This is a genomic window from Kitasatospora humi (assembly GCF_020907985.1).
GTDB classification, from domain to species: Bacteria; Actinomycetota; Actinomycetes; order Streptomycetales; family Streptomycetaceae; genus Kitasatospora; species Kitasatospora humi.
Genome location: NZ_JAJJPA010000057.1, coordinates 20,015 through 39,521, shown reverse-complemented (window position 1 = coordinate 39,521; position 19,507 = coordinate 20,015). Strand labels below are relative to the sequence as shown.

The window sequence follows — 19,507 nt, the reverse complement described above, 5'->3', positions numbered from 1 at the left end:
CGCCGCCGGATCACCGGCGACTACGAGGTGGACGAGTTCGGCTTCGACCGGGAGCTGACCGAGGAGGTGCTGCTCGGCGTGCTGCGCCCGCTGGCCGAGAAGTACTTCCGGATCGAGGTGCGCGGCATCGAGCACCTGCCGGCGGAGGGCGGCGCGCTGGTGGTGGCCAACCACTCCGGGGTGCTGCCGCTGGACGCGCTGATGACCCAGGTGGCGATCCACGACCACACCCCGGGCCGGCGGCACCTGCGGATGCTCGCCGCCGACCTGGTCTTCGTGCTGCCGGTGGTCGGCGAGCTGGCCCGCAAGGCCGGTCACACCCTGGCCTGCAACGAGGACGCCCAGGCACTGCTGGAGCGCGGCGAGGTGGTCGGGGTCTGGCCGGAGGGCTTCAAGGGGATCGGCAAGCCGTTCAGCGAGCGGTACAAGCTGCAGCGGTTCGGCCGCGGCGGCTTCGTGGCCTCGGCGCTGCGGGCCCAGGTGCCGATCGTGCCCTGCTCCATCGTCGGGGCCGAGGAGACCTATCCGATGCTGGGCAACGCCAAGACGCTGGCCCGGCTGCTCGGCCTGCCGTACCTGCCGATCACCCCGACCTTCCCGTGGCTGGGGCCGCTGGGCGCGATCCCGCTGCCCACCAAGTGGACGATCCAGTTCGGGGAGCCGATCCCGACCGACCGCTACGCCCCCGACGCGGCCGACGACCCGATGCTGGTCTTCAACCTGACCGACGAGGTCCGGGAGACCATCCAGCACACCCTCTACCGGCTGCTGGTGGAGCGCCGGTCGGTCTTCTTCTGACGCCCGAGCCGGCCCAGAGCCGACAGGCACCGAGCCGGGGGCACCGAGCCGGCAGCCACGAGCCGACAGGCACCGAGCCGGCAGCCGCGAGCCGACAGGCACCGAGCCGGCGGGGCACCGAGCCGACGCCGACGGGCCGCGACCAGGAGGTGACGGCCCGCCAACCGGCCGGCGAGGCTCAGTTCTTGCCGTCCAGTCCGAGCCCGGGCAGCAGGCCCGGGATCAGCGGCGGCAGGTTGAGCGTCTGACCGACCCCGGCCGGGTTGCTGCTCGGGGCAGCCGGCGCGGCCGCCGGCGTGTCGGCCTGGCCGACCTGGTCGCTCGGGCCCTCGCCGCCGGCCGGGGCCGAGGAGGCGGCGGGGGAGGCGTTGCCGCCGGTCAGGGTGCCGGCGAGCCCGTTGACCAGACCGCCGACCGGGTTGCCGCCCTGGCCGGCTCGGCCGCCCTGGCCGCCCGAGGAGGAGAGCAGGCCCTGGCCGGCCGCCGGGGAGCCGCCGCCGGGCCGGGTGGCGCCGGCCGACTGGCCCGCGCCGCTGCCCTGGGTCGGGTCCTCCGGGCGGGCGCCGGCGGCCGGGCTGCCGGGGGCGGTGGAGCCGGCGCTGCTGCCGGTGCTGGGCGCGACCGGGTGCCCGGTGGCCGAGTCGTGCTGGAGCGGGCCGACTTCCTGGTTGAGGTCGCCGAAGAGCTGGTCCACCTGACCGGCCACCGGGGTCAGCTGGGTGGGCAGGTGGGACTGCAGGGCGTTCCAGTGGTCGTCCTGCGTCTCGGTGAAGGCGGCCAGCTTGCGCAGTGGGTCGAGTGAGCCGTTCGCCCGGTAGACCGAGCGGAGCAGGTCCCGGCCCTTGGCGGCCTCCGCGTGCATGTCCCGCAGCGCGGAATTGAGCCGACTGACGGTCTCGGGGCTCAGCCCGTCGACCGGGGTGCGGCCGACCAGGCCGCGGGCCTCGGCCAGCCGGGTGGAGGCCTGGTCGAGCAGCAGGGCACCGCGCTCGGCGTCGTTGTCGGCCAAGTCCAGCCGCAGGCCCTCCAGGTGGCGCTTCATGCCGTACAGCGGATCGCCCGGGAGTGCGTCGGAGCTGGCCGCCGCCACCCCGGCGAGGCTGCCCACGGTCACCCCGGCGATCATCCCGGTGATGGCGAACCGGCGGCCCCAGCGGCGCCGGTTGGCCGGCCGGTCGAGCCGCCGGCGCCCCCGCTGGCGCGGGACCGTGGCCAGGCCGCCGCCGACGGCCTGCTCGAACGCGGCCATCAGCTGGGCCCGCTGCACCACCCGCACCTCGGCGTCCAGGCCGGGCACGGAGAGCGCGCTGAGCGCCGTCGCAGTGTCGAGCAGGCCTCCCATGGGGGCGCCGCTCTCGGCCTGTCCTGTCCGGTGGGCCTCCAGCGCCTCGGCGAAGGCCTTCGCCCGCCGGTGCTCCAGCACATTTGCCGTCACGGGCCACACCTCCCTTCGTCGTTGTCGACTCCCCGGCCTGCCGGACGGTTGCCACGGCCGGCCAAATCCACTCCTTCGGGTGATGGTGTGCGGCTTCACTTGACCGCGTGTCCCGAGGGGGTTTGCACGCTGGGCAACGAGCGGTACGGGGAGTCGGTTACGCACGAGTGATCATGTGACCGCATTCTCACCCGGACGTGTGGGAACCGTTTCCAGGGTGACCCCGCCCAGCCCGCGGCCGACCCGTGCTCCCGGGCAGCCGGCCCGGGCTGCCGACCCGCGCTCCCGGGCAGCCGGCCCGGGCTGCCGACCCGCGCTCCCGGGCGGCTGACCCGCGCTCCCGGGCGGCCGGCCCGTTCTCCGGGCGGCCGACCGGTGCTCCCGGCGCCGGTTCGGGCTCAGCGGGCGTCCGGTGGCAGCAGCCGGGCCAGCGTGCGCACCGCGCGGTACTGCAGGGTCTTGATCGCGCCCTCGTTCTTGCCCATGATCCGGGCGGTCTCGGCCACCGAGAGGCCTTGCAGGAACCGCAGCGTGACGCACTCCTGCTGCTGCGGATTGAGCCGCCGCACCGCGTCCAGCAGGGCGGCGTTGGAGAGCGACTCCAGCACCGAGTCCTCCGGGCTGCGTTCGCACTCGTTGGAGTCGAGCATCTCGCCGGTGGTGACCTCCAGCCGGAAGCGGCTGGACTTGAAGTGGTCGGCGACCAGGTTGCGGGCGATGGTCACCAGCCAGGCGCCGAAGTCCCGGCCCTGCCAGGTGAAGGTGCCGATCCGGCGCAGGGCGCGCAGGAAGGTCTCGCTGGTGAGGTCCTCGGCCGTGGCCCGGCTGCCGACCCGGTAGTAGATGTAGCGGTAGACGGTGTCGCAGTAGTGGTCGTAGAGCCGGCCGAAGGCCTCGCTCTCGCCGTCCTGGGCGCGCTCGACCAACTGCATGATCGGGTTCGGCTCGGCCTCGGTGCCCTGCTGCGGCAGCGAGCGGGAGCGGCCCCGGGCGCCGGTGGAGCCCGGCAGCTGCCCGGTCCTGGCCGCGGCCGCCCCGGTGGCGGTGGAGCGCAGCACCGGCCCGGCCGGCAGCGGCACGCCGGCGGGCACCAACTGCGGTGCCGCTGCCAGTAGCTGACTCTGCACCAGGGTGCGCAGCAGGCGCAGGCTGCGCAGCGCGGGCAGTGGCGGTGGGGGGAGTGCGACGGCCGACAGGGCCCGGCTCGCGGCGACGGAGGCCGACGGGCAGGAGGGAGCAGGCGCGTCGTTCCGGGCGGATGGGTACACGGGACTCCCAGAGGCAGAACTGTGGACGGAACACGAATCACGGAGCACGGATCACCTCCGCCTGCGCGGAGAGCACGTCACCCTGTCGGGGGTCATCTGGGGTGGACGTGCACCCAGGAGAGAATAACGCTTTGTGCAATGACAGCTACACCCTGTGGCTGAAGTGGTCGATAGGGATCCACTTCGCGCGGTATGTGACCCGAAACTGACCGGTTGCCCTGCCGAGCCGAATCGGATTGGTGATCGCTCAGCGACCGATCGTGACCGATTCCTTGGCGAGCCGGGCGGGTTCCCAGTCGACAGACCTGCCAACCCCGGACTTTGCGGGGCGTTCGAACGATCAGATCCGGTCAGTGCGCGCGACCGGCCGACGGCGCGTCAGTTCGCGCGCGCCGCACCGGCGCCGCCCCCCGGGTGGCGGAGGTGCTCAGCGGTGCCGACGGCGGCGCGCCGCCAGGCCGGCCACCGCCGCGCCGGCCAGCGCGCCGGCGCCGATCGCGGCCGGCACCCCGATCCGGGCCGCCTTGCGCCCGGTCCTGAAGTCCTGGACCCGCCAGCCGTGCGCCCGGGCGTACTTGCGCAGCCGCCCGTCGGGGTTGACCACGAAGGGGTGCCCGACCTGCGAGAGCATCGGGATGTCATTGGCGGAGTCGCTGTACGCGGCGCACCGCCCGAGGTCCAGCTGCTCCCGTCGGGCCAGTGCCAGCACCGCCTCGGCCTTGGCCGGACCGTGCAGCATCTCGCCGACCAGCCGGCCGGTGTACTTGCCGTCCACCACCTCGGAGACGGTGCCCAGCGCCCCGGTCATGCCGAGCCGGCGGGCGATGATCCGGGCCACCTCCACCGGCGCCGCGGTCACCAGCCAGACCCGCTGCCCGGCGTCCAGGTGCATCTGCACCAGCGCGCGGGTGCCCGGCCAGACCTTGGCGGCCACGATGTCCTCGAAGATCTCCTCGCAGATCGCCTCCAGGTCGGCGGTCCGCTTGCCGGCCACCAGCGACAGCGCGGTGCTCCGGGCGTCGGCGATGTGGTCCGGGTCCTCGGAGCCGCGCAGCCGGAACCAGGCCTGCTGCCAGGCGAACCGGGCCACGTCGCGCCGGTTGAAGAAGTCGCGGCGGTAGAGGCCGACGCCGAGGTAGAAGACGGCGGCGCCCTGCAGGATCGTGTTGTCGCAGTCGAAGAAGGCGGCGCCGTGCGGGTGGTCCACCGGCGGGCCCGCGGGCTGCTCCTCGGGCGCCTCGGGGGCGGCGGCCGGAGCCTCGCGCAGCGCCCGCTCGGCCGCGTCGGCGGCGGCCTCGCCCGCCAGAGCGGCCCGCTCGGAGGGGGAACGCCTAGTCTGGGTGAGCCTTCGCAGCGCGGCCATGGGACCGAGCATAGCCAGCCCGGGCCACTCCCGGTTGACCGGTGGCGGCGCACAATGGCCTGGTGAGCCCACTGCTGAGGCGCGCCAAGGGCGCCGATCCCACCGCCAAGACCGTCACCATGCTGGGCAAGCCCGGCTGCCACCTCTGCGACGACGCGCGGGAGGTGATCACCAGGGTCACCACCGAGCTGGGCGCGGCCTTCGAGGAGCGTGACGTCACCCAGGACCCGGAGCTCTACCGGCTGTACGCGGAGCAGATCCCGGTGACCCTGATCGACGGGCGGCAGCACGACTTCTGGCGGGTCGACGAGCGGCGGCTGCGGGCCGCGCTGACCGGGCGTTGAGACGCGCCGGGGGCCCGGGGCACGACGGCCGTCGGCCGCGTGGATCGGCCACCGGGGATGGTTCGCCCAAGCAGCACCGCGACGGGACGGCGGCGTGATGCGCGTCACTGTGGCGGGACAAAACGGACACCATCTTTGTGCACACGTTCACAAACGCATAGCCTGGCAGCCAAAGCCCAGCTTCACCCACAGGAGCACCGTGGCAATCGGCCGATCCACCCCCAAGTCCTCGCCCCCCAGCCCTGCCGACGGAGGCTCCATGCGCCGCACCCCTGTGGGACGCCAGACCCGTGCTCGCGGCATCCCCGAGGCCACCGTCGCCCGGCTGCCGCTCTACCTGCGGGCGCTGACCGCGCTCTCCGAGCGCTCGGTCCCCACCGTCTCCTCGGAGGAGCTGGCCGCGGCCGCCGGGGTCAACTCCGCCAAGCTGCGCAAGGACTTCTCCTACCTGGGCTCGTACGGGACCCGCGGGGTCGGCTACGACGTCGAGTACCTCGTCTACCAGATCTCCCGTGAGCTGGGCCTCACCCAGGACTGGCCGGTCGTGATCGTCGGGATCGGGAACCTGGGCCACGCGCTGGCCAACTACGGGGGCTTCGCCTCCCGCGGCTTCCGGGTGGCGGCGCTGCTGGACGCCGATCCGAACGTGGTCGGCAGCACCGCGGCCGGCCTCCCGGTGCGCCACATGGACGAACTGGAGTCCATCGTGGCCGGCCAGCACGTCTCCATCGGCGTCATCACCACTCCGCCGGGCGCCGCCCAGCAGGTCTGCGACCGGCTGGTCGAGGCCGGCGTGACCAGCATCCTGAACTTCGCGCCCACCGTGCTGAACGTGCCGGACGGCGTGGACGTGCGCAAGGTCGACCTCTCCATCGAGCTGCAGATCCTGGCCTTCCACGAGCAGCGCAAGTCCGGCGAGGAGCCGGAGGAGGGCCCGATAGAGGAGCCGCCCGTGCGCGAGCGCACCCCCGGCCCGGTCCGCGCGGCCGCGGCCAAGCTGCGCCGCGCCGCCGGCGGCAAGGACACCAAGGGCGACAGCGACCGCCAGGCGGTGCTGCCGGCATGAGTCTCCTGGTAGTCGGTCTGAGCCACCGCACCGCGCCCGTCACCGTCCTGGAGCGCGCCGCCCTCACCGGCCAGACCCCCACCCGACTGCTGCACGACGCGGCCGCCACGGCCACCGTCTCCGAGGCCGCGCTGCTCAACACCTGCAACCGGATCGAGCTCTACGCGGACGTGGACAAGTTCCACGCCGGTGTCGCCGAGCTCTCCCAACTGCTCGCCGAGCACAGCGGCGTGGACCTGGAGGAGCTCACCGGGCACCTCTACGTCCACTACGAGGACCGGGCCGTGCACCACCTCTTCTCGGTCGCCTGCGGCCTGGACTCGATGGTGGTCGGCGAGGGCCAGATCCTCGGCCAGCTGCGGGACGCGCTGGCCCGCGCCCAGGAGGAGCACACCGCCGGGCGCGGCCTCAACGAGCTGTTCCAGCAGGCCCTGCGGGTCGGCAAGCGGGCGCACAGCGAGACCGGGATCGACCGGGCCGGCCAGTCGCTGGTCACCTTCGGCCTGGAGCAGGTCGCCGCCGGCGCCGGCGAGGTGGCCGGCAAGCGGGCCCTGGTGGTCGGTGCCGGCTCGATGAGCTCGCTGGCCGCCGCCACCCTGGTCCGGGCCGAGGTCGGCGAGCTGTTGATCGCCAACCGCACCCCGGAGCGGGCCGAGCGGCTCGCCGCCCAGCTCGGCGCCAAGGCCGTGCCGCTGGCCGAGGTGCCGGCGGTGCTGACCGAGGTCGACCTGGTGATCTCCTGCACCGGCTCGCCCGGCGTGGTGATCACCGCCGACCAGGTGGCCGCCGCGACGGCCGTCCGCACCGCGCCCGCTCCGCTGGCCTTCCTCGACCTGGCGATGCCGCGCGACGTCGACCACGCGGTGCGCGAGCTGCCCGGCGCGCTGCTGGTCGACCTGGAGTCGCTCTCCCAGGCCGACGCCGCCACCCCCGGCGCCGGCGACGTGACCGCGGTGACCGGCATCGTCGCCGAGGAGGTGGCCGCGTTCGGGGCGGCCCAGCGCGCCGCCCGGATCGCCCCCACCGTGGTGGCGCTGCGGGCGATGGCCTCCGAGGTGGTCGGCGCCGAGCTGGCCCGCCTCCAGTCCCGACTGCCCGACCTGGACGACCGGTCGCGCGCCGAGATGGCGCAGACCGTCCGCCGGGTGGTCGACAAGCTGCTGCACGCGCCCACGGTGCGGGTCAAGCAGCTGGCCGCCGAGCCCGGCGGCGCCTCCTACGCGGAGGCGCTGCGCGAGCTGTTCGACCTCGATCCCGGTGCGGTGCACGCCGTATCGGGCACTCCGGTCGGACCCCAGGCGCAGCCGGCCGGCGGTAGTCTCGCGGGCGGAGCGGCCAGATGAACCATCCTCTCGACCACCAGCACGACCAGGACGAAAACGCTATGAATGGTCAACTGAGCATGCAGCAGAGCCAGTTGGACGCCGAATCGATACCGCTGCGGCTGGGCACCCGGCGCAGCGCGCTGGCACTGGCGCAGTCCGGCATGGTCGCCCGCGAGATCACCGAGCGCACCGGCCGCCCGGTCGAGCTGGTGGAGATCACCACCTACGGCGACACCTCGCGCGAGCACCTCGCGCAGATCGGCGGCACCGGGGTCTTCGTCTCCGCGCTGCGCGACGCGCTGCTGGCCGGCCGGATCGACCTCGCCGTCCACTCGCTCAAGGACCTGCCGACCGCCGCCCCCGAGGGCCTGGTCCTCGCGGCCGTGCCGCCGCGCGAGGACGTCCGCGACGTGCTGGTCTCCCGGGAGGACCTGGAACTGGCCGAGCTGGTCGAGAAGGTCCAGGACCGCCCGGTCCGGATCGGCACCGGCTCGCCGCGCCGGATGGCCCAACTGAACGCCTGGGCCCGGAAGAACGACGCCGCGATCGAGACCGTTCCGATCCGCGGCAACGTCGACACCCGGATCGGCTTCGTGCACTCCGGCGAGCTGGACGCGGTGGTGCTGGCCGCCGCCGGCCTGCACCGGCTCGGCCGGGGCGCCGAGATCAGCCAGTACCTGGCGCCCGAGTCGATGCTGCCGGCCCCCGGTCAGGGCGCGCTGGCCATCGAGTGCCGCGCCGACTCCCCCGAACTGGCCGCCGCCCTGGGCGTGCTGGACCACCCGGAAACCCGGGCCGCCGTCACCGCCGAGCGCGCGCTGCTGGCCGCGCTGGAGGCCGGCTGCTCCGCGCCGGTCGCCGCGCTGGCCCGGGCCGGCGGAGAGAACGAACTGCGGCTGGAGGGCGTGGTCGGCACCGCCGACGGCGCCACCCTGCTGACGATGTCCACCACCGGACCGCTCGCGCTGGGCGAGTCGGCCGAGCAGTCGGCGCAGGCCCTGGGCCTCGCGCTGGCGGCCCGGCTGCTCGACGGCGGGGCGGCCGGTCTGATGGGGGAGCGAGCCTGATGAGCCCCACCAACGCCACCGCCGACCGGACCGGACGCTGCACCTTCCTCGGTGCCGGCCCGGGCGACCCCGGCCTGCTGACGCTGCGTGCGGTCGAGGTGCTGGCCACCGCCGACATCCTGGTCGCCGACCCGCTGACCGCCGCCGCCGTGCACAGCCACTGCCCGGAGTCCGTGCAGCTGCACAACCCGGTCGCCCTGGACGCGGAGAACAGCACCCCCCTCGACATCGGAGGGGGCGACGCCGCGTCGCTGACCAAGCTGATCGCCGACGCGGTCGCCGGCGGCAAGCACGTCGTCCGCACCGTCGACGGCGACCCGGGCCTGGACGGCCGGGCCGCCGAGGAGATGCTGGCCTGCGCCAGGGCCGGACTGCCCTTCGAGGTGATCCCGGGCGTCGCCCAGTCGGTCGGCGTGCCGGCCTACGCGGGCGTCCCGCTGCGCGGCAGCAACGGCGCCGACGTGCGCTTCGTCGACGGTTCCGCGCTGCTGGCCGGCTCCCTGGTCGACCTCGGCGCGCCGGAGACCACCCTGGTGGTCCGCACCACCCTGGGCCAGCTGCCGGCCACCGCTTCGGCCCTGGTCACCCACGGCCGCAAGCCGGACGCGCCGCTGTGCGCCACGCTCTCCGGCACCACCACCCGCCAGCGCACCTTCACCTCGACGCTGTCCACCATCGCCGCCGACCTGAAGGCGGCCCGGGTGCTGCCCGCGCCGGTCTCCGCGCCGGTCGACCCGAACACCTCGGTGATAGCCGTGGTGGGCGAGCAGGTGGCCCACCGTTCCTCGCACTCCTGGTTCGAGACCAAGCCGCTGTTCGGCTGGAACGTGCTGGTGCCGCGCACCAAGGAGCAGGCGCACGGCCTCTCCGAGCAGCTGCGCTCCTACGGCGCGGTGCCGCAGGAGGTGCCGACCATCGCCGTCGAGCCGCCGCGCACCCCGCAGCAGATGGAGCGGGCGATCAAGGGCCTGGTCACCGGCCGCTACGAGTGGATCGCCTTCACCTCGGTGAACGCGGTCCGCGCGGTCCGGGAGAAGTTCGAGGAGTACGGGCTGGACGCCCGTGCCTTCGCCGGCATCAAGGTCGCCGCGGTCGGCGAGACCACCGCCCAGGCGTTGGTCGACTTCGGCGTGAAGCCCGACCTGGTGCCGTCCGGCGAGCAGTCGGCGGCCGGGCTGCTGGAGGACTGGCCGCCCTACGACCCGGTGTTCGACCCGATCGACCGGGTGCTGCTGCCGCGCGCCGACATCGCCACCGAGACCCTGGTCGCCGGCCTGGTCGAGCTCGGCTGGGAGGTGGACGACGTGACGGCCTACCGGACCGTGCGCGCTTCGCCGCCGCCGGCCGAGACCCGCGAGGCGATCAAGGGCGGTGGCTTCGACGCGGTGCTCTTCACCTCGTCCTCGACCGTGCGCAACCTGGTCGGCATCGCCGGCAAGCCGCACAACGTCACCATCATCGCCTGCATCGGTCCGGCCACCGCCAAGACCGCCGAGGAGCACGGCCTGCGGGTCGACGTGATGGCGCCCGCGCCGTCCGCCTCGGCGCTCGCCCAGGCGCTGGCCGAGTTCGGAGCCGGTCGCCGGGACGCCGCCACCCTGGCGGGCGAGCCGGTCTACCGGCCCAGCGAGCGCAGGCCGGGCTCCCGCCGCAAGGCGCGCTGAAACCCGGACTCTCAAAACATGGAGGAGTCATGACGTTCCCCGCCATCCGGCCCCGCCGGCTGCGGACCACCCCGGCGATGCGCCGGCTGGTCGCCGAGACCCGGCTGCACCCGGCCGAGCTGATCCTGCCGGCCTTCGTCCGGGAGGGCATCAGCGAGCCGGTTCCGATCAGCTCGATGCCGGGCGTGGTCCAGCACACCCGCGACACCCTGCGCAAGGCCGCGGTGGAGGCGGCCGAGGCGGGGATCGGCGGCATCATGCTGTTCGGCGTGCCGGAGCACAAGGACGCCACCGGCTCCGAGGGCACCAGCCCCGACGGCATCCTGCAGCAGGCCATCCGGGACGTGGTGGCCGAGGTCGGCGACCGGCTGGTGGTGATGTCCGACCTGTGCCTGGACGAGTTCACCGACCACGGCCACTGCGGGGTGCTGGCGGCGGACGGCACGGTGGACAACGACGCCACCCTGGAGCGCTACGCCGAGATGGCCGTGGTGCAGGCCGAGGCCGGGGTCCACCTGGTCGGTCCGTCCGGGATGATGGACGGTCAGGTCGGCGTGGTCCGCCGGGCGCTGGACGAGGCCGGCCACCAGGACGTGGGCATCCTCGCCTACACCGCCAAGTACGCCACGGCGCTCTTCGGCCCGTTCCGGGAGGCGGTCGCCTCCTCGCTCAAGGGCGACCGCAAGACCTACCAGCAGGACCTGGCCAACGGCCGCGAGGCGCTGCGGGAGCTGGAGCTGGACATCGCCGAGGGCGCCGACCTGGTGATGGTCAAGCCGGCCATGCCGTGCCTGGACATCCTGCGCCAGGTCGCCGACGCCTCCCCGGTGCCGGTCGCGGCCTACCAGATCTCCGGCGAGTACTCGATGGTCGAGGCGGCCGCCGCCAACGGCTGGATCGACCGGGACCGCACGATCATGGAGACCCTGACCTCGATCCGGCGGGCCGGCGCCGAGCAGATCCTGACGTACTGGGCCGTAGAGGCGGCTCGGGCGCTCTGACCGAACGCGTGAGGGGGCGTCGGCCGTTTTTCGGCTGACGCCCCCTCAGGTGTTGCTCCGTCGGGTCAGGCACTGCTCCGGAGGGTCAGGTGGTGCCGGGGTGGCTGAAGGATCAGCCGATCAGGTGCGACAGCGCACCGTCGCCGGTGGTCTGGGTGGTCTGGCCCACGTTGCACTGCTGGACCTGCTGCTGGTTGAGGACCGGGACCTCGACGTTGACGGCGGCGAGCAGGCCGACCTGGACGTGGTCGATCCGCGGCAGGCAGACGTTCGGGTTGTCCAGGGTGTGGAAGTTCGGGCTGTGGTCGCCGAAGGTGCCGGTGTGGTTGGTGCCGCCGTCGCCCTGGATCGAGGCGGCCGAGCCGTCCGCGTCGGCGATGGCGAAGGACGGCGCGCTGGCCATCGCGAGGGCGGCGGTGGCCAGGCCCGCGGTGGCGAAGACCTTCTTCAGCATGGGTGCTCTCTCTTGCTGTGTGATGAATGCTGCGGAGTGGGCCACCGCTGGCTGCGATGGGTGCTGCGGTGCTGCTGGTGCTGCCGGGAAGGGGAACTGGTGGCCCGTCAGCCGATCAGGTGAGAGGCGACGCCGTCACCGGTGGTCTGGGTGGTCTGGCCGACGTTGCAGATCTGGTGCGGCTGCTGGTTGCCGATCGGGATCTCGGCGTTGACGTCGATCAGGCCGACCTGGACGTGGTCGATCTGCGGCAGGCAGACGTTGGCGTTGTCCAGGAAGTGGAAGTTCGGGCTGTGGTCGCCCCAGGTGCCGGTGTTGTTGGTGCCACCGTTGCCCTGCAGGCTGGCCGCGGAGCCGTCCGCGTTGCCGATCGCACAGGCGGGGCTGACGGCCGCGCCCAGCGCGGCGGCGGCCAGGCCGGCGACGGCCAGGGTCTTCTTGATCATTGGGTATTCCTCTCTGGATTACTGCGGCGCTACGTCTGCGGGCAATCCGTGCGGGTGAATTGACCTGCGTTCAGGGTCGCCGCGCTCGTCGCGGCCTATTCAGGTGCTGGGACCGCCACCGGCAGGATCTCCCGGCTGCCGGGCGATCGCCATCCGAACCGGCCGCGCTGCGGCGACACCGATATCAAAGAACGGCGACCGGGAAAGTTACGCGAGGCAGGGCGGAAAAATCGTCCGACAGCTCGTTCGGGCGCCCGTGCGGTCCTATTAATACTCCGTGCGGGCTAAGCGCCCCGGGCGCACGCCCACTTGGCCGCCCCCGGCTCGTTGAGTCAGTTCGGGGTGTTGCCCTCACTGCCTCACGAGATCGGAACAGGGAAGACCATGAAGCTGTCCAAGCGGAGCGGTGCGACGCTGCTGTTGGCGGTCGGAGCGTCGGCGATCGCGGGCCAGGCGGCGGCGAGCGCCGCCCCGGCGACGCCGGTGACCCCGGGTCAGGTGGCCCAGCTGGAGAACGGGTTGGCGACCAAGACCATCCCGCTGAGGGTGCCGTTGGAGACGGTCACCCGGTACGCGCCGATGCTGCCGCTGGGCGGTGACGTCCAGGGCGCGCTGCCCGCCTCGCCGGTGCTGCCCCCGGTGCCCGCGTCGCAGGACCAGGGGGAGCAGGGCAAGCAGGACCTGCTGCCGGACCGGCTGGTGCCGCCGCTCAACTTCAGCCAGGTCGGCCCCAGCCTGGACACCGCGCTGCCGCTGCCCGCCCTGGACGACGGGGTGCGTCCCGGGGTGCTGCGGCTCGACTCGCCGCAGTCGCCGCTGCACGCGATCGGCCCGGCCGTGGGCGTCGGACACCCGCTCACCTACACCCATGCCCCGGACGGGCAGCCGCAGGACGGGCAGCTCGCCGTCGGCGACCTGGACCCGCGGCTGATCCCCGCCGCGGTCTCCATGGTGCCCGGGGCCAAGGCCAGCCTGGGCGGCCCGGACCAGCACACCTCGGTGGTCGAGGCCGGCAAGAACCTGCTGGCCACCGGTGCGGCGGCGCTCTACGAGGCCACCCACGACCAGGGCTGAGCAGCCGTCACCTCACGGGTCCGGGCCCGGTGCGCACCGCGCGCACCGGGCCCGACGGCGTGTCGGGCGAGGCGGGGCCTCAGTGCCCCGGCAGCGCGCCCAGCACGGTGCCGACCACCGGCAGGTCCTTGGCCCCGCCGCCGCCGCTGAGCGAACCGGTGGCCGCCGTGGTGGAGACGTGCGGCACGCCGTTGTCCGGCTCCAGCGACAGTGCGTTGTTCAGCGGGTCGGCGGCCGACTTGGCGAACGGGTCGAGCCGCAGGTCCTTGACCGGTCCCAGCACGTAGCCGGTGGTGCCGCTCAGCGCCCCGAGCGCCGGGCCGACCTGCGGTGACTGCAGGGAGGTGGTGGGCGCCGGGAGGTCCGCCGCGGCGGCGGTGCCGGCGGCGACCGGGGTGAGCAGCAGCGCGGCGCCGAGGGCGGCCAGTGCGCCGGTGGCGGTGGCGGTGGGGGTCAACTCTGGTCCTCTCGCGGGTTGATGGAGATGCGCGCTGCCCCCCGGACGGGCGGTCCGGGGGGCAGCGCGCACAGCACGGGGACTGCTCAGCAGTCGTCGTCCTCGTCGTGGTCGCCGTGCTCGTGGTCGTGGTCACCGTGCTCGCCGTGCTCGCCGTGCTCCTGCTCCTGGGCGTGCCCCTGGACGTGCACGTCGTTGTTGATGCAGGTGTTGCCGAACGCCGGGTTGAGCAGGCCGATCACGTTGACGCTGTCGCCGCAGAGGTTGATCGGGATGTGCACCGGAACCTGGATGGCGTTGCCCGAGAGCACACCGGGGGAGTGCGCGGCGACGCCCTCGGCGCCCGCGCTGGCCAGCGCCGAGCCGGCGCCACCGATCACCAGGCCGAGGGTGGCGGTGGACAGGGCCGCGACCTTCTTCGCGTTCATGGGGACCTCCTGTGGGTCTGGACTGTGGATCCGAACTGAGGCTGGCTCAGCCGTTGTTGATGCAGGTGTTGCCGAACGCCGGGTTCAGGATGCCGATCACGTCGACGCTGAGGCCGCAGGCGTTGATCGGCACGTGGACCGGAATCTGGATCAGGTTGCCGGAGAGCACACCCGGGGAGCCGATCGCGGCGCCCTCGGCACCCGCGCTGGCGGCCGCCACACCGGCGCCACCGAGCAGCAGGCCGGCCGCGGTGGCGGACATGACCAGGGTCTTCGAGAACTTGCGCATGGGGGTATTCCTCCGTTGATTGCCCGGGGCGGATATCCCGGGCCTCTTTTCCCGAGCGGGAGAGTTTCCCGAGGCGGTACGTGAAAGCGCTTCGGGAATGAGAACGACGATGCGGCGGCCCGGAAACGGGTAGCGGTGCGGAACATCACCCGATCGCTGCCGAACGGCCGCCGGTTCGTACGAACGGGTGGTCTCGCCCGGCCCTACCGCAACCACCTTGCCGGGCAATCGTTTTGCAAGTCACGCACGCATCGTGCTCAGCAACAAGGAGAATCAAATGAGCGTCAAGAAGGCTGTCGCTGTGGGCGCCGCCGTGGTCGGCATCGTCGCCGCTGGTGCCGGTTCCGCCATGGCCAGCGCGGGTGCCGAGGGTGCCGCGGTGGGCTCCCCCGGTGTGCTCTCCGGCAACCTGATCCAGGTGCCGGTCCACGTGCCGATCAACCTCTGCGGCGACACCATCGACGTGATCGGCCTGCTCAACCCGGCGTTCGGCAACACCTGCATCAACAACGAGTGAGTCGGCCGCGCCAGGCCGTCGTCCACCGCTCCTCCTCCTGGGGCGGTCGGGCGGCGGCCTTGTGCTGTCCGTCGGCGAATAGCTGAGCCATCCTCAACTACTGCTGCACCAAGCCTTGTTGAGTTACTTGTCAGTACCTACCATGTGACTCCGCTCACTCGCACCACTCCAAACCCCCCTCTGAGGAGTCCTGCGTGATCAGCAGAGTCAAACACCGAGCACCCACCGCCGCGCTCGCCGTGGCGGGCCTGGTCGCCGCACTCGGCGGCCTGGCCGTCGGCACCCCCGCCGCCCGGGCCGCCGCGCCGGCGGTCAAGGCCGCGGCGCCCCGGGCCGGCCTGGCACCGGCCATCGTGGCGCTCGGCGACAGCGCGATATCCGGCGAGGGCGCCGGAACCGACACCAGCGACGGCTACTTCGCCGGCACCGACGGTCCTACCGACTACTGCCACCGGCACCCGCAGTCGGAGATCTTCGACACCGGACTGTCCGGCGTCACCGCCGTCGACCTGGCCTGCTCCGGCGCCCAGACCGGCGACCTGGTCAGCGACCCGACGCTGGCGGCGATCACCGGCGGCGGCTTCGGCGACTTCGGCGAGCCCAAGCAGGACGTCCAACTCGCCAAGACCGCAGCCCAGTACGACGTCAAGATGGTCGTCATCACGATCGGCGCCAACGACGACCTGGACTTCACCGGCATCATGGAGGGCTGCCTCGGCCAGTACTTCCCGATCCCGCAGTCCCAGGGCTGCCGGGACACCATCGGCAGCGCCGCGATCAGCCAGCGGGTCGCCAAGGTGATCCCCAAGGTGACCGCCGCGATCACCGACATCCGCAACACCATGCGGGCGGCCGGCTACGCCGACGGCTCCTACCAGCTGGTCTACCAGTCGTACTTCACCCCGATCACCCCGGACATCCGCAGCAACGACCCCGCCACCAAGCTGGCCCAGGGCTGCCCCGCCTTTCCGGAGGACATGGCCTGGGGGCACAACTGGGTGGTGCCGACCTTCGACGACGGGCTGCGCCAGGCCGCCGAGGCAGTGCCCGGAGTGCGCTTCCTGGACCAGCGCCGGGTCAGCTACGGGCACGAGGTCTGCGCGGAGTTCACCAGCTCCCCTTACGAGTACACCAACGGCGACGTGATCGACCTGTCGGAGAACACCCGCAACGGCTGCGACTACTCGATCGGCATCCTGTCGCTCTGCGAGAACGAGATCCGCCAGTCCTACCACCTGAGGGTCGCCGGCTACCGGGGCGAGGGCAACTGCCTCGGGGAGTTCTACGACGAGCCGGCCCAGCAGGAGGCCTACTGCACGCTCGACCAGGGCGACGGCACCACGGCACTGCCGCTGACGCCCGGTCAGCCGTTCGGCGACCAGCCGCAGGGCGGCGCCTGGTACCAGCTCACCAACGCGGCCGGCGGCCAGGTGCTCGACCTGTCCGGCGGAGGCACCTACGGCGACAGCACCAACGGCCGGCTCGCCATCGACTACCCGGCCGACGGCGGCCTCAACCAGTCCTTCGTGCTGGAGGCCAAGTCGGGCGGCGCCTACGAGTTGGACTTCAGCGGCAACCGGAGCATGTGCCTGGACGCCACCGGTGCCGCCACCGCGCCCGGCACCCGGCTGGAGCAGTGGAGCTGCAACGGCGGCGCCAACCAGCACTGGCTGGTCGAGCCCGCCGGCAACGGCACCTACAAGCTGGCCGACTCCCAGGACCAGACCAAGGTGGCCACCCTGAGCGGCGACCACGACGCCCAGGGCAACCCGATCGTCGAACTGGCCGCCGACAACGGCTCGGCCGCCCAGCAGTGGCAACTGACCAAGCTCGGCATCACCTCCCTGGGCTGAGCCCGCGTCACCCTGCTGACGGGGGGCGCTACCGTGGGCCGGTGATCACTACAGCACGCCTGCGGTTGCGCCCCCTCACGCTCGCCGACACCGACTGGTGGGTGGAGCTGCACAGCGACCCCGAAGTCAACCGGTTCGTCGGCGCCTACACCCGTGAGCAGGCCACCGCCCGGCTCACCGCCATCGAGGAGCAGTGGCAGACCCGCGGCCACGGCCTGTGCGCCGTCGAACTGGCCGACACCGGCGAGCTGATCGGCCGCAGCGGCCTCAACCACTGGCCGCAGTTCGACGAGGTCGAGGCCGGCTGGACCTTCGCCCGCGCCCACTGGGGCCGCGGCTACGCCGTCGAGGCCGCCCGCGCCGTCGTCGACTGGGGCTTCACCACCCTCGCCCTCCCGCGCATCACCGCCATGATCCACCACGGCAACACCGCCTCCACCACCGTCGCCACCCGGCTCGGCTTCACCGTCCTGCGCGAGGACACCCTGGCGGGCCGCCCGATCACCGTCCACGCCCTGGACCGGGGCTGATCCCGTCCTCACATGGCGAACCAGGTGGCGGCGGCGGCCCAGCCGAGCGAGAGGTGGGGCCAGAGCTGATGGGCGTTCAAGGGATGGAGACTACGGGCGATGGCGGGCAGGTCGTCGTCGGTGCGGTGGTCGGAGTCGACGCAGACGATGACGAGAACGCCGTTGCGGCGCAGGGCGTAGCCGGCGAGACCGTTGCCGGACAGCTTCCAGGCATCCGCACCGTCTCGGGCACAGGAGGTGACAGGCCGGTTCGTGCCGCCGTCGACGGGCTCCTCATCGCGTTCGGGTGTGGTGTCGTAGGCCGCGATGGTCGCCGGCAGGGCGCAGGGATCGGTGGTGGCCGGGGCGACGGTGACGACGCCGTCGTCGCCGCCGTCGATGTCGGAGTCCTGGAAGAAGACGGTGGTGCGGACGCCGTAGGGGCCCACGGTGAAGGGGCCCTGCTCGCCGCCCGGCCAGTCGACCGCCTGGACGAGCGCGTGGTCCAGCCCGGCGTGCTCGCTCAGCCAGGCGCGGGCAGCCAGCCGTTCCTGCACGGCGTGCAGGGTCGGCGCACCCGCTGCCAGTGCCAGCGCCGCCGCGGCGATCCGGGCGGCCGCCGCGCGGCCTCGCACCTCGACGAGGGCGAAGGCCAACGGGTAGGGCAGGCACAGCAGCGCGATCGAGACCGGGCCGAAGGGCAGCAGCAGGTAGGGGCCCGAGACCAGGACCAGGTTCAGCGCGACCATGCCGGCCGCGCCCAGTGCGAATACCCCCACCGGGGCGAGGCCGGCGCCCTTGCGCGTCCCGCGGTGGCGCAGCACCAGGGCGCGCATCACGACGACGGCGACCACCTGCAGCGCGCACCCGAAGCCGAGCACGACCAGGAGCAGAAGGCCGGCGATCCCCCCGCCGCCCACGAGGATGTTCGACGCCGTTCCCCGCACGGCGCCGATGCCCAGCGCGGATGCCAGCCCGGCACACCACACCAGCAGCAGAGTCCCCACCAGGTGGCGAACGTCAGGACGGTGCGGATCGCCCCCGGTGTCAGGGCGCCCAGCGCGACCACGCACGGTTCCCCCAACCGCCGACGAACGGCGACCCTCGGTCAGAGAGGCGCCGGGGGGACTCTAGACGCTGATTTGAACGCGTTCAACTACCGATCGCCCGCAGGCGGCCGGACGCTTCCCGGTTGACGTCCCCTCAGGGGCCCCGGCAGCCCGGAGGCGGTCGCCCAGGTCCTCGCGCCCGGAGAGCGGGGTGACCGTCAGGAGCGCTCGTCGGCGCGTCTCAGGGCCACACCAGGCAGTACAGCTGGTGCCCGGCGTCGTGCAGTCGGTTGGCGAAGTCCTGCCACTCGTGGAGCTATTGGTCCCCACAAGCCCGTGACCTGGGGTTTTCTCGAAAAAGTGCCGCTGACTAGGCAAAACTACCTTCAGCAGTTCGCACTGGTTAGCGGCACTTTTGGCTCTCATGTGCCCCAGATGTGCCCTGACGGCCTGCTCTGGTGCTCAGTGGCCGGCAGCAGCCCGGGCTCCCAGCTGCTCGGCCTGGGTGCGGCGTTGGGCGAGAGCACCTTCGCGTTGTTCGGCGGTCTCGGCGGCTTCCACCGTTCCCTGAGACCCGCGGAAATGGGTCGCTCCTGTCGGCTGTCCTGCGATCGTGAGGACGTGCCAGCCTTCTTCCGCACCTCGACGGCGTCGTCGTCTAGCTCGATCGCCCGCCGAGTGGGCTGCGGCCAGTTCCAGCTGTGCCGTTTCAGCAAGCGCCAGGTGCCCTCGACCGCGTAGGAGACATGGAGGAGTCGGCTGATCATGGTCTTGATCCGTGCCAGCGTCCACCGCTGGTCCGCCCAGCCATGAGCCAGCGGACCACGTTCCAAGTCCCGCTCCAGCCTGACGATCTGCACTTCACTGAGCCGAGGCGTCCGATGACCCCTTCGGCAGGGCTCCAGCCTTGCCGCTCTCGCGCCAAGCCTGACGCCACCGCTCGACCGAACGCACATTGATCCGCAGGGCAGCGGCAATCTCAGCGTTCTTCTGGCCCACCTCGAAACGGTCCACAGCTGGGAGCCGTAACCGCTCCCGTGTAGTTCTCTCAGTGCCGGTCAGCCCGCCGCCCTGCGCATACCTCGTACCCCAGGGCTACC

20 protein-coding genes and 1 pseudogene are annotated in these 19,507 nt (G+C 72.7%); 11 read left to right on the top strand and 10 right to left on the bottom strand.

The window, feature by feature from the left end; all coding sequences use genetic code 11:
* A partial coding sequence (locus LN042_RS31970; RefSeq protein WP_230054930.1) for a lysophospholipid acyltransferase family protein occupies nt 1–798 on the top strand: 798 nt, incomplete at its 5' end.
* Nucleotides 799–976: 178 nt separating this feature from the next.
* Here LN042_RS31970 and LN042_RS31965 read toward each other — a convergent pair.
* The 3 genes from LN042_RS31965 to LN042_RS31955 all read right to left on the bottom strand — a co-directional run bounded on the left by LN042_RS31965 (nt 977) and on the right by LN042_RS31955 (nt 4,864).
* Nucleotides 977–2,233: a DUF5667 domain-containing protein gene (locus LN042_RS31965; RefSeq protein WP_230054929.1), complete on the bottom strand. Its 1,257-nt coding sequence runs from the start codon at nt 2,231–2,233 to the stop codon at nt 977–979.
* Nucleotides 2,234–2,631: 398 nt separating this feature from the next.
* Entirely contained in the window at nt 2,632–3,390 is a 759-nt protein-coding gene (locus LN042_RS31960; protein WP_372495855.1) for an ECF subfamily RNA polymerase sigma factor, BldN family, read from the bottom strand.
* A gap of 538 nt (nt 3,391–3,928) precedes the next feature.
* The gene (locus tag LN042_RS31955; protein WP_230054928.1) at nt 3,929–4,864 is read right to left on the bottom strand and encodes an HAD family hydrolase; all 936 of its coding nucleotides are present in this window, start codon (nt 4,862–4,864) and stop codon (nt 3,929–3,931) included.
* A gap of 119 nt (nt 4,865–4,983) precedes the next feature.
* On the opposite strand from LN042_RS31955, the gene LN042_RS31950 reads away from it, so the two are divergent.
* The 6 genes from LN042_RS31950 to hemB all read left to right on the top strand — a co-directional run bounded on the left by LN042_RS31950 (nt 4,984) and on the right by hemB (nt 11,331).
* Nucleotides 4,984–5,208 carry a glutaredoxin family protein gene (locus tag LN042_RS31950; protein WP_230054934.1) on the top strand — a complete coding sequence of 75 codons (225 nt, stop codon included), beginning with the start codon at nt 4,984–4,986 and terminating at the stop codon, nt 5,206–5,208.
* Nucleotides 5,209–5,467: 259 nt separating this feature from the next.
* Nucleotides 5,468–6,274 carry a redox-sensing transcriptional repressor Rex gene (locus LN042_RS31945; RefSeq protein WP_230054927.1) on the top strand — a complete coding sequence of 269 codons (807 nt, stop codon included), beginning with the start codon at nt 5,468–5,470 and terminating at the stop codon, nt 6,272–6,274.
* Nucleotides 6,271–7,617 carry a glutamyl-tRNA reductase gene (locus LN042_RS31940; RefSeq protein ID WP_230054926.1) on the top strand — a complete coding sequence of 449 codons (1,347 nt, stop codon included), beginning with the start codon at nt 6,271–6,273 and terminating at the stop codon, nt 7,615–7,617. The genes LN042_RS31945 and LN042_RS31940 overlap by 4 nt, the downstream gene beginning before the upstream one ends.
* 59 nt (nt 7,618–7,676) lie before the next feature.
* Nucleotides 7,677–8,666: a hydroxymethylbilane synthase gene (gene hemC, locus LN042_RS31935; RefSeq protein WP_230054933.1), complete on the top strand. Its 990-nt coding sequence runs from the start codon at nt 7,677–7,679 to the stop codon at nt 8,664–8,666.
* Nucleotides 8,666–10,330: a bifunctional uroporphyrinogen-III C-methyltransferase/uroporphyrinogen-III synthase gene (locus tag LN042_RS31930; protein WP_230054925.1), complete on the top strand. Its 1,665-nt coding sequence runs from the start codon at nt 8,666–8,668 to the stop codon at nt 10,328–10,330. The genes hemC and LN042_RS31930 overlap by 1 nt, the downstream gene beginning before the upstream one ends.
* A 29-nt stretch (nt 10,331–10,359) precedes the next feature.
* The gene (hemB, locus tag LN042_RS31925; protein ID WP_230054924.1) at nt 10,360–11,331 is read left to right on the top strand and encodes a porphobilinogen synthase; all 972 of its coding nucleotides are present in this window, start codon (nt 10,360–10,362) and stop codon (nt 11,329–11,331) included.
* Nucleotides 11,332–11,443: 112 nt separating this feature from the next.
* Here the strand turns inward: hemB and LN042_RS31920 are convergent, their stop codons facing one another.
* Nucleotides 11,444–11,785 (bottom strand): rodlet layer protein, encoded by a 342-nt coding sequence (locus LN042_RS31920; protein WP_230054923.1) that lies wholly within the window; start codon nt 11,783–11,785, stop codon nt 11,444–11,446.
* Between the two features lie 107 nt (nt 11,786–11,892).
* A complete protein-coding gene (locus LN042_RS31915) occupies nt 11,893–12,231 on the bottom strand; it encodes a rodlet layer protein (RefSeq protein WP_230054922.1) in 339 nt (112 codons plus the stop codon).
* 384 nt (nt 12,232–12,615) lie between these two features.
* Here LN042_RS31915 and LN042_RS31910 point away from each other — a divergent pair, with 384 nt between their 5' ends.
* Nucleotides 12,616–13,305, top strand: coding sequence for a hypothetical protein (locus tag LN042_RS31910; protein WP_230054921.1), 690 nt, complete (start codon nt 12,616–12,618; stop codon nt 13,303–13,305).
* Nucleotides 13,306–13,384: 79 nt separating this feature from the next.
* Here LN042_RS31910 and LN042_RS31905 read toward each other — a convergent pair whose 3' ends face one another.
* The 3 genes from LN042_RS31905 to LN042_RS31895 all read right to left on the bottom strand — a co-directional run bounded on the left by LN042_RS31905 (nt 13,385) and on the right by LN042_RS31895 (nt 14,479).
* Nucleotides 13,385–13,762: a hypothetical protein gene (locus LN042_RS31905; protein WP_230054920.1), complete on the bottom strand. Its 378-nt coding sequence runs from the start codon at nt 13,760–13,762 to the stop codon at nt 13,385–13,387.
* 86 nt (nt 13,763–13,848) lie between these two features.
* Nucleotides 13,849–14,190, bottom strand: a complete 342-nt coding sequence (locus tag LN042_RS31900; protein ID WP_230054919.1) for a chaplin — start codon at nt 14,188–14,190, stop codon at nt 13,849–13,851.
* Nucleotides 14,191–14,236: 46 nt separating this feature from the next.
* The gene (locus LN042_RS31895) at nt 14,237–14,479 is read right to left on the bottom strand and encodes a chaplin (protein ID WP_230054918.1); all 243 of its coding nucleotides are present in this window, start codon (nt 14,477–14,479) and stop codon (nt 14,237–14,239) included.
* Nucleotides 14,480–14,756: 277 nt separating this feature from the next.
* Between LN042_RS31895 and LN042_RS31890 the strand changes: the two genes are divergently transcribed.
* From LN042_RS31890 to LN042_RS31880, 3 genes are all read left to right on the top strand, one after another.
* On the top strand, nt 14,757–14,996 hold the full coding sequence (locus LN042_RS31890; RefSeq protein WP_230054917.1) for a chaplin: 240 nt from the start codon (nt 14,757–14,759) through the stop codon (nt 14,994–14,996).
* A 194-nt stretch (nt 14,997–15,190) separates the two neighbouring features.
* On the top strand, nt 15,191–16,849 hold the full coding sequence (locus tag LN042_RS31885; protein ID WP_230054916.1) for an RICIN domain-containing protein: 1,659 nt from the start codon (nt 15,191–15,193) through the stop codon (nt 16,847–16,849).
* 41 nt (nt 16,850–16,890) lie between these two features.
* Nucleotides 16,891–17,379: a GNAT family N-acetyltransferase gene (locus LN042_RS31880; RefSeq protein WP_230054915.1), complete on the top strand. Its 489-nt coding sequence runs from the start codon at nt 16,891–16,893 to the stop codon at nt 17,377–17,379.
* 8 nt (nt 17,380–17,387) lie between these two features.
* Here LN042_RS31880 and LN042_RS31875 read toward each other — a convergent pair whose 3' ends face one another.
* Complete coding sequence (locus tag LN042_RS31875; protein ID WP_230054914.1) at nt 17,388–18,365, bottom strand: hypothetical protein; 978 nt, start codon at nt 18,363–18,365, stop codon at nt 17,388–17,390.
* Between the two features lie 656 nt (nt 18,366–19,021).
* Nucleotides 19,022–19,469: pseudogene (locus LN042_RS38250) on the bottom strand (winged helix-turn-helix domain-containing protein); the annotation flags it as partial.
* Between the last annotated feature and the right edge of the window lie 38 nt (nt 19,470–19,507).

Coding starts and splice junctions, on each gene's coding strand:
- LN042_RS31950 (WP_230054934.1), top strand. CDS start 4,984: ATGCTGGGCAAGCCCGGCTGCCACCTCTGCGACGACGCGCGGGAGGTG.
- LN042_RS31915 (WP_230054922.1), bottom strand. CDS start 12,231: ATGATCAAGAAGACCCTGGCCGTCGCCGGCCTGGCCGCCGCCGCGCTG.
- hemB (WP_230054924.1), top strand. CDS start 10,360: ATGACGTTCCCCGCCATCCGGCCCCGCCGGCTGCGGACCACCCCGGCG.
- LN042_RS31940 (WP_230054926.1), top strand. CDS start 6,271: ATGAGTCTCCTGGTAGTCGGTCTGAGCCACCGCACCGCGCCCGTCACC.
- LN042_RS31945 (WP_230054927.1), top strand. CDS start 5,468: ATGCGCCGCACCCCTGTGGGACGCCAGACCCGTGCTCGCGGCATCCCC.
- LN042_RS31890 (WP_230054917.1), top strand. CDS start 14,757: ATGAGCGTCAAGAAGGCTGTCGCTGTGGGCGCCGCCGTGGTCGGCATC.
- LN042_RS31955 (WP_230054928.1), bottom strand. CDS start 4,864: ATGGCCGCGCTGCGAAGGCTCACCCAGACTAGGCGTTCCCCCTCCGAG.
- LN042_RS31900 (WP_230054919.1), bottom strand. CDS start 14,190: ATGAACGCGAAGAAGGTCGCGGCCCTGTCCACCGCCACCCTCGGCCTG.
- LN042_RS31920 (WP_230054923.1), bottom strand. CDS start 11,785: ATGCTGAAGAAGGTCTTCGCCACCGCGGGCCTGGCCACCGCCGCCCTC.
- LN042_RS31910 (WP_230054921.1), top strand. CDS start 12,616: ATGAAGCTGTCCAAGCGGAGCGGTGCGACGCTGCTGTTGGCGGTCGGA.
- hemC (WP_230054933.1), top strand. CDS start 7,677: ATGCAGCAGAGCCAGTTGGACGCCGAATCGATACCGCTGCGGCTGGGC.
- LN042_RS31895 (WP_230054918.1), bottom strand. CDS start 14,479: ATGCGCAAGTTCTCGAAGACCCTGGTCATGTCCGCCACCGCGGCCGGC.
- LN042_RS31930 (WP_230054925.1), top strand. CDS start 8,666: ATGAGCCCCACCAACGCCACCGCCGACCGGACCGGACGCTGCACCTTC.